9 protein-coding genes are annotated in these 14,295 nt (G+C 72.1%); 4 read left to right on the forward strand and 5 right to left on the reverse strand.

The window, feature by feature from the left end:
• Positions 1-55: 55 nt before the first annotated feature.
• The 5 genes from KR546_RS13110 to KR546_RS13135 all read right to left on the reverse strand — a co-directional run bounded on the left by KR546_RS13110 (position 56) and on the right by KR546_RS13135 (position 8,145).
• Positions 56-1,909 (reverse strand): cation:proton antiporter domain-containing protein, encoded by a 1,854-nt coding sequence (locus tag KR546_RS13110; protein ID WP_238445168.1) that lies wholly within the window; start codon positions 1,907-1,909, stop codon positions 56-58.
• A gap of 142 nt (positions 1,910-2,051) precedes the next feature.
• Positions 2,052-3,299, reverse strand: a complete 1,248-nt coding sequence (locus tag KR546_RS13115; protein WP_238445169.1) for a YibE/F family protein — start codon at positions 3,297-3,299, stop codon at positions 2,052-2,054.
• A gap of 186 nt (positions 3,300-3,485) precedes the next feature.
• A complete protein-coding gene (locus tag KR546_RS13120) occupies positions 3,486-4,649 on the reverse strand; it encodes a sigma-70 family RNA polymerase sigma factor (protein ID WP_238445170.1) in 1,164 nt (387 codons plus the stop codon).
• Between the two features lie 371 nt (positions 4,650-5,020).
• Positions 5,021-5,842 carry an MGMT family protein gene (locus KR546_RS19755; RefSeq protein ID WP_338019155.1) on the reverse strand — a complete coding sequence of 274 codons (822 nt, stop codon included), beginning with the start codon at positions 5,840-5,842 and terminating at the stop codon, positions 5,021-5,023.
• Positions 5,839-8,145: an HD family phosphohydrolase gene (locus KR546_RS13135; protein ID WP_238445171.1), complete on the reverse strand. Its 2,307-nt coding sequence runs from the start codon at positions 8,143-8,145 to the stop codon at positions 5,839-5,841. Before KR546_RS13135 ends, KR546_RS19755 begins: the two co-directional genes overlap by 4 nt.
• A gap of 156 nt (positions 8,146-8,301) precedes the next feature.
• On the opposite strand from KR546_RS13135, the gene coaA reads away from it, so the two are divergent.
• From coaA to KR546_RS13155, 4 genes are all read left to right on the forward strand, one after another.
• The gene (gene coaA, locus KR546_RS13140; RefSeq protein WP_238445178.1) at positions 8,302-9,249 is read left to right on the forward strand and encodes a type I pantothenate kinase; all 948 of its coding nucleotides are present in this window, start codon (positions 8,302-8,304) and stop codon (positions 9,247-9,249) included.
• Between the two features lie 90 nt (positions 9,250-9,339).
• Positions 9,340-10,425 carry a ferrochelatase gene (locus KR546_RS13145; RefSeq protein WP_238445172.1) on the forward strand — a complete coding sequence of 362 codons (1,086 nt, stop codon included), beginning with the start codon at positions 9,340-9,342 and terminating at the stop codon, positions 10,423-10,425.
• A 231-nt stretch (positions 10,426-10,656) separates the two neighbouring features.
• Positions 10,657-11,892, forward strand: a complete 1,236-nt coding sequence (locus tag KR546_RS13150) for an LCP family protein (protein ID WP_238445173.1) — start codon at positions 10,657-10,659, stop codon at positions 11,890-11,892.
• A gap of 203 nt (positions 11,893-12,095) precedes the next feature.
• Positions 12,096-14,150 (forward strand): VanW family protein, encoded by a 2,055-nt coding sequence (locus KR546_RS13155; protein ID WP_238445174.1) that lies wholly within the window; start codon positions 12,096-12,098, stop codon positions 14,148-14,150.
• Positions 14,151-14,295: the final 145 nt, after the last annotated feature.

Here is a 14,295-nt window from a genome sequence, read left to right on the forward strand (position 1 = left end):
GCCCGTCGGACGCCGGGCCGTGGGAGGCCGGGACCACACCGGCAGCGCGGGGCGTTCAGTCCGACGACTGGTCGACATCCACCTCGTCGCCCGCCGGGGCACCGTCGAGCGACTCGCTGGCCACGACGACGGCGGGCAGCTCACCGGTCGACAGCGGGTCCTGCTCGGCCGCGGAGGCCACCGCCGCGGCGACGTCGGACGGACGCTGGCTGCCCTCCACCGCCCCGTCGCTGGTCGGGATCACCAGGACCCGGATGTCGGGTGCGGCCTGCCCGGTCACGTCCTCGACGATCGACGACGCCGATCCCCGACGCGGGAACGGCTCGCCCAGCACGATCAGGTCGGCGCCCACTCGGCGGGCCGTCGACACGATCGTGTCGGCCACGCTGGCTCCGGTCGCGGTCACGTGGTCGAAGGGCACGTCACGCGCCGCCGCGACCAGGCTGACGAACCGCAGTGCCGGTGGGATCGGTCCGTCCACGGGCTGGTCGGGGCCGACGACGTGCAGGCCGGTCAGCGCGGCACCCGTGGAGGCGGCCAGGTCGACGATCTGGGGGGCCTTGCGCCGCGCCATGCCGGGGTTGGACAGCGGGACCAGGATGCTGTTGACGATCTGCTGTGCCCCGGGCTCGCCGCCGTCCTCGTCCGTCGACGAGTCCCCGACGGTGTCCAGGGCACGTCCGACGGCGATCGGCCCCGCGAGTTCGAACACGACCACCGACCCCAGCACGATGGCCGAGACCTGCGACCCGAAGGCGTCGAGGCCGGCCTCCGTCGCCCGCTCCAGCGTGAAGGCCGCCAGCCCGATGGCCATGCCGGCGAACGGGGACAGGGCCGCACCGATCCAGGGTCCCCAGCCGGCCCGCCGGCCGGACCGGGTCAGCTCGGCCCCGACCCAGCCGCCGCCGACCTTGCCGATGGTGCGGGCGAGCACGTAGACCAGGCCCGGGATCCCGACCGTGGCCAGTTCCTCGAGGTGGATGCCGGCCCCGGCCACCACGAAGAAGATCAGGAAGATCGGTGCCTCGAGCGTCTTGATGGCCCCGAACAGCGGCCGGGTGTCCCGCGGGTCGTTGGCCACCACCGCGCCCATGATCAGCGTGGAGATCACGACCGGGGCGCCGACGGCCCGCGAGACCGCCACGACCGCGATCAGCGTGACGAAGACGAACAGCAGGCGCTCACCCGAGCGGTGCAGCGTGGCCATCAGCCACCGCATCGCGTAGGCGCCGACCAGCCCGATGACGGCCGAGAACACGATCAGCTGCACGAACGCCAGCACGCCCTGGCTGACCCCCGGGGAGGACGCCGTCAGGATGATCGGCAGTCCCAGGCCGTACAGCAACGCGGACACCAGGTTGTTCAACGCCGTGAGCGACAGCATGTGGTCGGTGAAGCGACCTCGGGCGTTCTTCGTCGCGATCACCGCGACGAGGGTGGTGGGCGAGGTCGACACGGCGATCGCGGCCAGCAGGTAGGCCGCACCGGGCCCGAGTCCGACGAAGGTCAGGCCGAGGAACACCAGCCCGAACACGGCCGCGTTCTCGAGCAGGGCGATCGGGGTCAGGGTGGAGCGCAGGCGTCGCAGGACCGGCAGTTCGAGTCGCTCACCGATCGCGAAGACGATCGCACCCAGCGCGACCGAGATGACCGGGTCCAGGGCCGACAGGGTCTGGGCCGTGACGAGGTTCAGCACGTCCGGCCCGACCAACACGCCGATGGCCAGGAAGACGATCACCTCCGACACCCAGCGCTGCGTCACGTGGCCGACCAGGAAGGCGACCACCCCCAGGCCGGCGATCAGCATCAGGCCGCGCTCGTTGGCGAGCCCACTGCTGGCAGTGGACGCCTCGGTGGCCAGCCACGGGCCGACGGCTGAGGCGGCCGCTGCGAACGAGGTCATCGGCATCGAGGCTCCTGGGTGGGACCGGGGACGAGATCACGGCCGCGACGGGTGGCAGCAGCCGCGGCCGGGGGCGGCAACGGGGCAGGACGTCGGCCGGTGGTGGACGATGAGGTTAGGTGACCGGCTCGTGGGATGTCGTGACCGGTCACGTCGACGGGCCCAGCTCGGAGGTGCCGGACGACGCCGCGGGCGGCTGCGTCCGGGTCGTTGCGGCCGCGTCGGGCCCCGTGCCCGGCAGCTCGCCGCGGTGGCCACGGTCGCGCCGGCTGCGCTCGACCTCGAGGTCGTCCCGCCTGCTGGCCAGGACCGCCGCGAGGGCCGTGGTGATGGGGACCGCGGCGACCAGGCCGAGCGAGCCGACCAGGGTCTTGACCAGCTCGGTGGCGACGAGTTCGGACGTGGCGATCTCGGCGATCTGGCGTCCGGAGGTCGAGAACAGCACCAGCAGCGTGAGCGACGCACCGGCATAGGCCAGGAAGAGCGTGTTGACCGTCGAGGCGATGTGGTCGCGCCCCACCGACATCGCCGAGCGGAACAGGTCCCACGGTCCCTGGCGTGGATCGGTGTCGTGGAGGGCCCACACCGTGGCCGCCTGGGCCACGGTGACGTCGTCGAGGACGCCCAGCGCGGCGATGATCAGCCCCGCCAGCACGAGACCGGCGACGTCGAGTCCCTCGACCACCACGCGGGCGAACCGTGCCTCCTCGGAGGCGAACCCCGAGATCGCGGCCCAGTCCACGAACACCACGCCCAGGGCCACGGTGATCCCCAGGGCGATCGTGGTGCCGATGACCGCGGCGGTGGTCCGTGGTGACACGCCGTGGGTGAGGTAGAGGGTGGTGAGCATCACGGCGACCGCACCGACCAGCGCCACCAGCGCCGGTGGCTGCCCGGCAAGGATCCCGGGGACGATGAAGCGGGTCACCAGCAGCAGGCTCAGCCCGAGTCCCAGCAGTGACCGCACGCCATGCCATCGGCCGACCAGCAGCACGACGCCGACGAACAGGGCGACGAGCCAGGCCAGCGGTGACGAGCGCTGGAAGTCGGCGATGTAGAGCGTCTCGTCGGCCTCGCCGGCACGAGCCACCAGGACCTCGTCGCCCACCGACAGGTCGGGCATCCCCTCCAACTGGGTGTCGACGACCTCGGTCCGCCCGGCCAGGTCACCCCCGGTCACCTCGAACCCCACGGTGGCCTGTGCGCCGCCCATGTCGTCCTCGGGCAGTGGCTCGACGGAGGTGATCGTGGCCGGCAGCAGCGGTGCGGGAGCGGGCCGGTCGTCGACCACCGCCGGTGGCCACAGCACGACCAGCCCCACGACCGTGGCGACGACGATGACACCCACCGCCACCGCCAGGACCGGAATACGTCGTGGTGGTCGTTCCAACGCCACGGCGAACTGACCTCGTCTCGGCGAATGGGTGCGGGCGCCCGTCGAGCGCGGCGAACTGAGCCTTCTCCGGAGCCGGGCTGGCCGTTGCGAGCGAAGCGAGCAACTCCAACCTGACGCGAAGGTAGGCGCTCTACGAAGCCGGGCTGGAGTTTGCCGTTCTTGCAAACTCCAACCTGACGCGAAGCGTTACGCGGCGATCGCCTTCTCGAGCACGCTCAGCAGGCCCGACAGGTGGTGGGCACGGGACGGGTGGCGCAGCTTCGACAACGCGCGATTCTGCATCTGGCGGATGCGCTCGCGGGTCAGCCCGAAGTGCTGGCCGACCTCCTCGAGGGTGCGTGGTTCCTGGCCGTCCAGGCCGAAGCGCAGGATGAGGATGACGCGCTCGCGCTCGTCGAGCTCGCCCAGGGCGGCCTCGATCTGCGCGACGGCGTCCTCCTTCTGGGCCGACTCGGCCGGGTCGGAGCCACCCTCGTCGGCGATCAGGTCGCCCATGGTGGCGTCGCCGTCCTCGCCGATCGGCTTGTCCAGCGACACGAGGTCCTGCATCGCGTCACGGACCTCGCGGACCCGCTCGGCGGTCAGGCCGACCTCGTCGGCGACCTCTTCGTCGGTCGGGTCGGCGCCCTTGCGCTGGCGGATCCGCGTCTCGGCCGAGCGCAGCTTGCCGTACAGCTCCCAGACGTGGGCCGGGACCCGGATCGTGCGCGCCTTGGACGCGACTCCACGCTGCAGCGCCTGCCGGATCCACCACACGGCGTAGGTCGAGAACTTGTAGCCCTTGGTGTGGTCGAACTTCTCGACCGCCCGGAGCAGGCCGAGGTTGCCCTCCTGGATGAGCTCGATGAAGTCGAGGTCACGACCGGAGAACTTGCGGGCCTGCGGGACCACCAGGCGGAGGTTGGCCTGGACCATGCGCTCCTTGGCACGACGGCCGTCGGAGGAGATCCGTCGCAGCAGGCGCTTGCGTGCCGCGTCCATGTCCTCGTCGGCGGTCATCATGGCCTCGGCGGCGAGGTGGGCCTGGTAGCGCTTCGCCAGGTCGGCCTCGTCCTCCTTGGTCAGCAGTGCGTGCTTGCCGGCGTCGTTGAGGTACTGACGGACCAGGTCGGTGGTGAGGTGGCCCGTGTCGTACTCCACGCCCTCGGGGGCGTCGTCGGCGACGTCGTCGATGACCTCCAGGCCGGCCTGGCGCACCCGGCCGAGCGAGTCCTCGATGAAGTCCTGCAGGGCCGGGTCGGGCTGCTCGATCTCGTTGATCTCGCTCAACAGCACGAAGCCGCGCTCCTGGGAACGCTCGATCAACTCCTCGACAGCGACTTCGGCAATCGGCAGGTCGACACTGCTCATGGCTTCTCCTCTCGCCCCGCACGGCTGGTGGCCGGGGTCGGGCCAGCCCCGGTCACGGCGGACTCGCGTCCGCAGCGGTGGTCCGCCGGGCTGGCGACAGCTCGACGGGGACGTCCGGGACGGGCCCGGTCGGCCCTCCATGGTCGCACATCGTGGTGCGAAACCGAAATCGCCACCACTGTCGACGGGGCCGTCGACACCGGCAAGCTGCTCCGGACGCACGATGGGACGAACACGTGGGGATCGTCGGGCGGGCAGGCTGCGAGCCCGTTGTGGACCGGCCACCTCGGGGCAGGGTGACCGCGGTCGACGAGGATAACGGGGCACGGGACCCTCGTTGTTCCCGAGCCTGCCCGATCGGGCCACGTGGGTCAGCCCGCGGAGCCCTCGGGCGACGTCGCCACGACCTCGACCTTGAGCCCGTCGGGGTCCTCGAAGAACACCGCGTAGTGGTCCGCGCCGCCGGCATGGGGGTAGCGGTCGTCGTAGAGCAGCCGGACCTCGCGTTCTGCCAGGTCGTGACGCAGGTCGTCGACCAGCTCGGGGCTGGTGAGGGCGAAGGCGAGGTGGTTGAGCCCGGCAGCCCGCCGATCCAGGCGGCGACTGTCGTCGGGTGCCTCGACGAACACCAGGTAGGTCGACGGCGTGCGGAACGAGATCCCGTCGTCCCACTCCTGGAACGGCTCGTAGCCGAACCTCCCCAGCAGCCAGCCCCAGAACCGCGCGGACCGCTCGAGGTCCGACACGTACAGCTCCAGGTGGTGGATCGCCCCGGGGGCGGCCGCCGGGGTGGTCACCGACGGGCCCGAGGCAGGGCCGGGTTCGGCTGGGGGCACGACAGCGTCTTTCGCGACGGGTGGGCCGCCACGGTAGGCAGCCGGCGGCCCGGCTGTCGACGCCGACCGGTGGTCGTCACTCGAGCCGTCGCCCCTGCGCACGCGCCCGTCCACCACGTCCACCCCCTCGGACCGCAGGCGGGCCGACTGGCGATCCACCAGGTGGTCGGCCAGGCGCCCGGACGCCGACACCACCCGCCACCACGGCAGGTCCGCTCCGGTGTCGCGCAGGGCCTGGCCGACCGCCCGGGCAGCCCCGGGGTGACCGATCTCGCGGGCCACGTCCCCATAGGTGACGACCGTGCCCGGAGGCAGTCCGGCGACCAGGTGCCGGACCCGCCGGCGGAAGGCCGTCACCGACCGGGGGCGACCACGTCGGGCGCCGGCTCACCGGTTGCCGGCTCGTCGGGCGTGGCCTCGGCCTGGCGGGGCGAGGGCCCGGCCGCGTCGGCCCGACCGGACGACGCCCCGTCGAGGGCGGGCCGCGCGGACCTCCCACCGGCATCGTCGGGCCGCGAGCCACCGGGGTAGGCGATCCGCGGGTGGTAGATCCCCTCCAGCGCGGCCACGACCGATTCCTGGACCTGGCGCAGTTCGTCGAAGGTCAGTGCGGACTGGTCGAACTGTCCGTCGTCGACCCGCGCCCGGACGAGCCCGTCGACGGTCTCCTCGATCGCGGCCCGCGACAGGGTCCCCTCCTTCATCGCCATCGACCGGGTCGCGGCCTCGCTGCAGTCGGCGATCACCAGGACCGCGGCCTCCTTGGAGCGGGGCTTTGAGCCCTTGTAGCGGAAGGTGTCCTCGTCGACGTCGTCGGCGTGCCCGGCCGCCTCCACCGCCTTGTTGTAGAAGTAGCTGACCACCATCGTGCCGTGGTGGGAGCCGATCGCGGCCACGACCTCCGGCGGCAGCTTGTACTCGGTCGCCATGCGGACACCGTCGATGACGTGGTCCATGATGATGACCGCCGAGACCTCGGGCTCGAGCTCGTCGTGCGGGTTGGGGATCCCGTACTGGTTCTCGATGAAGAAGTGGGGCCGGCGGATCTTGCCGATGTCGTGGTAGAGCGCCGCGACCGAGCCGAGCAGCGGGTCGGCGCCGATCTCGCGACAGGCCCGCTCGGTCAGCGAGGCGACCATCACGGAGTGGTTGTAGGAGCCGATCGCCTTGGTCTCGAGCTCGCGCAGCAACGGGTGGTTGCGGTCGGCGAGGTCGAGCAGGGCCGTGACGGTCGGCAGGCGGAACAGGGTCTCGAGGAACGGCAGCACGCCCTGGACCAGCAGGGCGATCAGCAGCCCGTTGAGGGCCGCCGCACCCACTGCCTCCCAGAACTCGGCCCGGGGACCGAACACCAGGATCGAGATGGCTGCCAGCACCGGCATGGCCAGGCCGGCCCGGAACGTCGCCGACCGCAGGTCGGACCGGGACTGCAACCCGATCGACAGCGGCACGGACAGCAGGACGGCCCCCGCCGTGAACACCGCCACGCCGTTGGACAGCGGGGCGGACAGGGTGACCAGGGCGACCGCGGGCAGCATCGAGGCGATGGCGACGACGGGATGGATCAGCAGCGACACCAGCATCGCCAGTGCCCCGACCGGAACCAGGTACCACCACGCGACCTGCCCGGGCTCGGCGAACAGGCTCACGCCGGTGACGAGCGCCGCGTAGCCCGCGATGATCGAGGCCAGCAGGACGATCTTGCGGGACGAGTTCCACACCCGCGGTTGCATGCGCCACAGGTACACGCCGGTCACGACCAGCACGAGGGCCATCGCCCCCAGGGAGCGCAGGAACCGGGCCCACGCCGACGAGCCCTCCAGCCCGGACTCCTGGAGCGCCTGGGCGGCGAGCGGGGTCACGATCCGGCCCTCGGTCACGATCGGGTCCCCCGGGCCGAACGTCTCCGAGACGGGCTCGACCTCGGCCTCGGCCTCGTCACGGGCGGTCGCCGTGGCCTCGGCGTCGACCACCATTGTGGGCTGGACCATCGCTTCGAGCACCGGTGTCACGATCTCGGTCCCGGCCCCCTCGGGCAGGTCGCGCAGTGGGAGCTCGACCGCCAGCAGGTCGTCGAGGGTGGCGTCGACGTTCTCCTCGACCACGTCCTCGCGCACGAAGAACTGGGCGATGCCGACGGTCTCCTGTCGCACGCGCAGCAGCTCCTCGTCGTCGAGGGCGACGAGGGCGTCGAGGGTGGCCATCGGCAGCTCGGGGTACTGCGCCTCGAGGATCGCCACCTGTTCCTCCGCTGGCGGCGGCTCGGCCTCGGCCGCGCCATCCGCGCCGGGGGCCGCGCTGGGGGCCGCCGTCGGACCGACCGGCTCGCGCGCGGCGACGACGGCGCTGAACAGCCCACGGACATCGTCGACGATGGCCGACCGGGCCGCCTCGAGCGGCACGATGATCGGGTCCACGCCCTCCCGCGCACGGTCCTGGGCCAGCGTGGTCGCCTCCTCGTCGACGACCGTGATGACGTCGTCGGCCAGGATGGTCCGCGGTGCCGGCTCGCCGACGGTCGCCGTGGTGGCGTCGTCGAGCGCGCCGATGGTCAGCAGGGCGGGCACCACCAGGAGCAGGATCGCCGCCGCGAGACCGCGGAACACCCACGGTGACGTCCAGACCCGGGAGGACTGCCCGGGATCCTGCTGCACGGACACGGTGGTGACCTCGTCGACGACGGTGGGGGAACTCGCGTGCGCCTGCCCGACGATGGTAGGTCCCGGGGGTCCGGGGCGCACCGGGCTCGCCACTGGCCCGGCAGTAGTCTGACGCCGTCGACGATGCCCACGATGTCCGACGACACCAGGACCCGCATGGACGCCGCTCGCACCGACGCCGTCCGACCGGGGGTGTGGGTGGACTTCGACCGTGCCGAGTGGGCGCGTCTTCGTGCGGCCACACCGCTGACACTCGACGACGACGACCTCGACGAGCTGCGCGGCCTCAACACCGCCCTGGACCTCGACGAGGTCACCGACATCTACCTGCCGCTCAGCCGCCTGCTCAACCTGTACGTCGCCGCCACCCAGAACCTGCACCGGGTCGCTGACGTGTTCCTGGGCGGACCGGCCGACAAGGTCCCGTTCGTCATCGGGATCGCCGGCTCGGTCGCCGTCGGCAAGTCCACCACGGCGCGCGTGCTGCAGGCGCTGCTCAGCCGGTGGCCGGACCACCCGCGGGTGGAGCTGGTCACGACCGACGGCTTCCTCAAGCCCAACCGGCAGCTGCAGGCCGAGGGGTTGATGGACCGCAAGGGCTTCCCCGAGTCCTACGACCAGCGCCGCCTGGTGGACTTCGTGGCGGCGGTCAAGTCCGGCGAGGACGACGTGGACGTGCCGGTCTACTCCCACCTCACCTACGACATCCAACCCGACGCCGACGAGACCCTGCGTCGACCCGACATCCTGATCCTGGAGGGCCTCAACGTGCTGCAGACGGGCATGGGGTCGTCCCGCGCGTTCGTGTCGGACTTCTTCGACGTGTCGATCTACGTCGACGCCGATCCCGACGACATCCGGCGCTGGTACCGGGACCGCTTCCTGACCCTGCGGCGGACCGCCTTCGCGGATCCCCGCTCGTACTTCCGTCGCTACGCCGACCTGGACGAGGACGAGGCCCGGCGGGTCTCCAACGACATCTGGGACCGGATCAACGGCCCCAACCTCGAGCTCAACATCGCGCCGACCCGGACCCGCGCCGACGTCATCCTCACCAAGGGTCCCGACCACGGCGTCGACCGGGTCCAGCTCAGGAAAATATGATGGCGGCCGCGGAGGCCGACGCGGGGTCGGCCGACGCGGCGCACCGCGCCGTCCCGGCGGCGCCCGTTCCCAGCCCCTCCAGGAGCTCCGATGACCCCGACCGAGTCGACCTACGACGCCGTGCTGCTGACCTCGTTCGGGGGGCCCGAGGGCCACGACGAGGTGATGCCGTTCCTGCGCAACGTGGTCGCGGGCCGCGACGTGCCGGACGATCGGCTCGCCGAGGTCGCCGAGCACTACCACGCCAACGACGGGCGCAGCCCGATCAACGACCAGAACCGGGCACTGGTGGCGGCCCTGGAGGACGAGTTCGCCGACCGCGGGATCGACCTGCCGATCCTGTTCGGCAACCGCAACTGGCACCCGCTGCTGGCCGACACGCTCCGGGACGCCGACGCCGCCGGCCAGCACCGACTGCTCGCCCTGGTCACCAGCGCCTACTCGTCGTACTCCGGCTGCCGGCAGTACCGCGAGGACCTGGCCGCGGCGCGTGACGAGGCCGGGGTCGACGTCGCCATCGACAAGGTGCGGGTGTACTTCAACCACCCCGGGTTCGTGTCGGCCCAGGCCGACCGGGTGCGCACGTCCCTGGCCGAGCTCGACCCGGACCTGCGAACCGACGCCCGCCTGGTCTTCGTCACCCACTCGATCCCCCTGACGATGGCGCGCCACGCGTCCTACGTCGCCCAGCACCAGGAGGCCTGTCGCCTCGTGGTCGAAGTGCTGGCAGACGACGACGAGGTCGACTGGCGCGGTGGCTGGGACCTGGTGTTCTGCTCGCGGTCCGGCCCGCCACAGGTCCCGTGGCTCGAACCCGACGTCAACGACCACCTCGCCGCCCTGGCCGCGGCCGACACCCCGGCGGTGGTCGTCGTGCCGGTCGGGTTCGTGTCGGACCACATGGAAGTGATCCACGACCTCGACGTCGAGGCGGCCGAGACTGCCGACGACCTCGACCTGGTGATGGAGCGGGCCGGGACCGTCGGCACCCACCCCGACTTCGTCGCCGGGCTGGCCGACCTGGTGGCGGAGCGCACCACCGGTGGGCCACGCGACAGCCTGGGCACGATGGGTCCCTGGCACGACGCCTGCCCGCTGGACTGCTGCCGCATCCCCGACCGGGAGTACCCGTCGGCGGTGGCCGACGCTCCCCCGACCAGACGACCGACGGGCTGACCGCGACCCCGGCCGTTCGCCGGCGAGGACCCCGACGATGGTCCGTGCTGGTTCCGGGCAGCCGCCATCGACGTGTGCGACCCTGCGCCCATGGACACGCGTGCGACCGACGATCGTGCCGACCTGGGGAGCGAGCCCGATTGGGGCCCGCCCATGGCCGGCGGTGGCACCCGTGGGTCGACGCCCCCCCGGCGCGGCCGGGGCCGGCGGACGCTCCGCCGGATCGGGACGGTGCTCCTGGTCGTGCTGCTGGTCGTGGTGGCCTGGGGCGCGGCACTGGCCTGGCACCTCGACTCGTCGATCCAGCGGGTCGAGGTCAGCGGCCTGACACCGCGGGACGGCGCGCGGGTCAACCTGCTCGTCGTCGGGTCGGACTCCCGCGCCGACCTCAGCGACGAGGAACGCAACCAGCTGACCACCGGCGACGCCGAGGGGGAGCGCACCGACTCGATCATGGTCCTGTCGGTGCGTGGCAGCGAGGCCAGCCTGACCGCCTTCCCCCGTGACCTGTGGGTGACCCGCTGTGACGGCAGCGAGGGCCGGATCAACGCCGCCCTCGGGATCGACGGCCCCGGGTGCCTGGTCGACACGATCGAGGGCCTGAGCGACGTCCCGATCCACAACTGGGCCGAGGTCGACTTCGGTGGTTTCCGCGAGCTGGTCGACGCCGTCGGGGGGGTCGAGATCTGTGTCGACACGGACCTCGTGGACCCGCTGGCCGGGCTCGACCTGGCGGCCGGCTGCCAGGTCCTGGACGGCACCCAGGCCCTGGGCTACGTCCGCACCCGCAAGCTCGACAACGACCTCGAGCGCATCAAGCGCCAGCAGGAGTTCCTCGGGGCACTGGCCCGACGCCTCGCCACGCCACGCACCGTCCTGGACCCCGTCCGCGCCTGGCAGACCACCGGTGCCGTGGGCGCCGCCCTGCGGGCGGATCCCGGACTCGGGCTGGTGGAGTTCGCCCGGCTGGGATGGGGTGGACGTTCCATGGCGGCGGGCGAGGTCACGACCAACACGGTCCCCGGCACGCCGACCACGATCAACGGCGCAGCCGTGCTCGAGCCGGACCTGGTCGCGGCCGAGGAACTGTTCGCACCGCTGCGGACCGACGCGGCACCGGTCGGGGATGCCTCGGCGAGGCCGACCGTGGCCATGCCCGACCGCAGCGCCATCGAGGTCACGGTCCTCAACGCCGGCGACGTGCCCGGACTGGCCGGGACGACGGCCGACGCCCTGTCGGTGCTGGGCTACGACGTGGTCGAGGTGGGCGACACCTCCGACGTCGCCACGACCACGATCGTCGCGGGTCCGGACGGCGAGGGTGCGGCCCGGCGGGTCGCCGCCGACCTGCCCGTCGACCCGACCATGGACACCGGTGGCAGCTTCGACGGTCGGACCGTGACCGGCGACGCCGTCGTGCTGGTCCTCGGTGGTGACCTCGGGGCGGACGACCTCCCGGCGGAGTGAACACGTTTCGTTGCACCTCGGATCACGACATGACGACCGAGGTGGGACGGTCGGCGCAGCAGCGTCCGGTACGATCCTGCTCGTTGGCCCGCTGACCCGGACACGACCACGCCCAGCACGGCGACGTGGGCGCCGGGCCGGGCGGTTGGCCGGCCTCGACGGCCCGAAGACCGTCCGAGTCGCTGCCCTGACCGGATCTCGACGTGCACGACGAAACCCCTTCCGAACCGGCGTCCCGCGACACCGGTGACTCCGGCCCCCGGCCGCTGTTCGCGTCCCGGGCCGAGTCGTCCACGCGTGCCGACGGCGACGCGACGACGGCGACCGCCACGACGACCGAGGTGCCCGCCCACGACCCGGACGCGACCACCGCCATCCCGGTGACCGAGGGCCCGGACCGGGACCGTCCCGTCACCGAGACCTCCGCGACCACGCCCGCCGGCCCGACCGGACCCAGCGACTCCCGGCGTGGGATGCCGTCGTGGCTGCCGTGGGCCGCCATCCCGCTCGTCCTGCTGCTGATCGTCGGTGCCTGGATCGGCTGGCTGTTCGCCGACAGTTCCGGGACCGCGCTCCCCGGCGTGACGGTGGAGGGGTTCGACGCCTCCGGCATGGACGCCGCCGCGATCACCTCCAACCTCGACGAGATCGTCACCAACCGCCGCACCGCCCAGATCGTCGTGGAGGTCGGCGAGCCGCTCGACCAGCAGGCGACCTTCACCCTGGGGGCCGACGGCTACGAGGCCGACGTCCAGGGCACCGTGGACCAGGCGCTGTCCGCGGGACGCAACGGGCCGTTCGGCTCCGTCGCGTCCCACGTGCGGGCCGCGTTGGGCCAGCGGACGTGGACCATCCCACTGCAGGGCGAGTCCGTGGACGCCAACGTCGACACGTTCCTGGAGGACCTCGCGGCCGAGGTCGACCGGGAACCGACCGCCGGCGACGTCGCGATCGACCCCGACACGCTCGAGGTGACGGTCGAGGAACCGGTCGAGGGCTACCAGGCCGAGGTCGACGAGGTCCGGTCCCAGCTCGAGGAGCTCGCGGGCACGGGCGAGGACGCCTCGCTGACCCTGCCGGTGACCACGCTGCCGCCGGTCGTCGACCCGGCGAACGTCGAGGAGGTCGCCGAGCGCGCCCGCGGCGTGCTGTCCGAGGGCTACGTGCTGGTCAGCGGCGAGGACTCGATCACGGTCGACCCGTCGCAGGTCGTCGGGGTGCTGTCGATCGACCGGGGCGATGACGGGTACGCACTGTCGATCGACGCCGACGGCGTCGTCGGGTTGATCGAGGACCGGGGCGAGCGCTTCGAGGTCGCGCCGAAGTCGGCTGGCTACGAGGTCGAGGAGGTCGACCGGACCTTCGACGACAAGGGATCGGCCACCTTCGACCCCTCCCCCGCGAACGTGTCCGTCGTCGAGGGCAGCACCGGTCGCGCCTTCAACCCCGAGGTCGCCGCCGCACGCCTGGTCGAGCTGTTCGAGGCGGGCGAGCACCGCGGCGAGTTCGAACTGGACGTGGTGGAGCCCGACTTCACGACCGAGGAGGCCCAGGCCGGCAAGCCCGACGCCCTCCTGGGAACCTTCACGACCTACCACGACGCGGGTGGCGACCGGGTGTTCAACATCCACCTGCTGGCCGACATGATCGACGGCGAGGTGCTCCCTCCCGGGGACGACTTCTCGGTCAACCGTGACATCGGCGACCGCACCGAGGAGAAGGGCTTCCGGCCGGCCGGTGCGATCATCGACGGCGAGCTCGTCGAGACCGACATCGGCGGAGGCGTGTCGCAGCTGGCGACGACGTTCTACAACGCCGCGTTCTTCTCGGGGATCGAGCTGATCTCGTGGAAGCCGCACAGCTGGCCCATCAGCCGCTACCCGCTGGCCCGGGAGGCCACGTTCTCCTACGCCGCCGACCTCGACATCCACATCGCCAACGACACCCAGGGTGCGCTGGTGGTCAAGACCTCCTACACCGACTCGTCCATCACGGTGTCGATCTACGGCCAGGACGACGGCCGCGAGGTGACCGCCGAGATGGGTGAGCCGCGCGACTACACCGACTGGGACGTGGTCGAGCGCCCCAGCGACGAGGTCTGCCAGGGCCAGTCGCGCACCGTGCAGACCGGTGCCCAGGGCTTCTCGGTCGACTATCGACGGATCATCGAGGGTGGCACCAACCCCGGGACCCAGGACTTCAGCTGGGCCTACAGCCCCAAGGACACGATCATCGAGAACGGCACCAGGTCCTGCTGACCCGGGCTCCACGCCCGGGGATGCCGGCCCACGCCTGCCCATGACCGACCACCTCCCACCGCCGCCCCCACCGTCCGGCCGCCCGCCCGCGGCCGGACGGTGGGGGCGGCGGTGGGAGGTGGTCGGTCATGGGCAGGCGTGGGCC

It is taken from the genome of Salsipaludibacter albus (assembly GCF_019798055.1).
GTDB classification, from domain to species: Bacteria; Actinomycetota; Nitriliruptoria; order Nitriliruptorales; family Nitriliruptoraceae; genus Salsipaludibacter; species Salsipaludibacter albus.

What these genes read in the sequence shown, in the direction of transcription:
- KR546_RS13110 (WP_238445168.1), bottom strand. Translation starts at nt 1,909, where the DNA reads ATGCCGATGACCTCGTTCGCAGCGGCCGCCTCAGCCGTCGGCCCGTGG.
- KR546_RS13120 (WP_238445170.1), bottom strand. Translation starts at nt 4,649, where the DNA reads ATGAGCAGTGTCGACCTGCCGATTGCCGAAGTCGCTGTCGAGGAGTTG.
- coaA (WP_238445178.1), top strand. Translation starts at nt 8,302, where the DNA reads ATGGACGCCGCTCGCACCGACGCCGTCCGACCGGGGGTGTGGGTGGAC.
- KR546_RS13145 (WP_238445172.1), top strand. Translation starts at nt 9,340, where the DNA reads ATGACCCCGACCGAGTCGACCTACGACGCCGTGCTGCTGACCTCGTTC.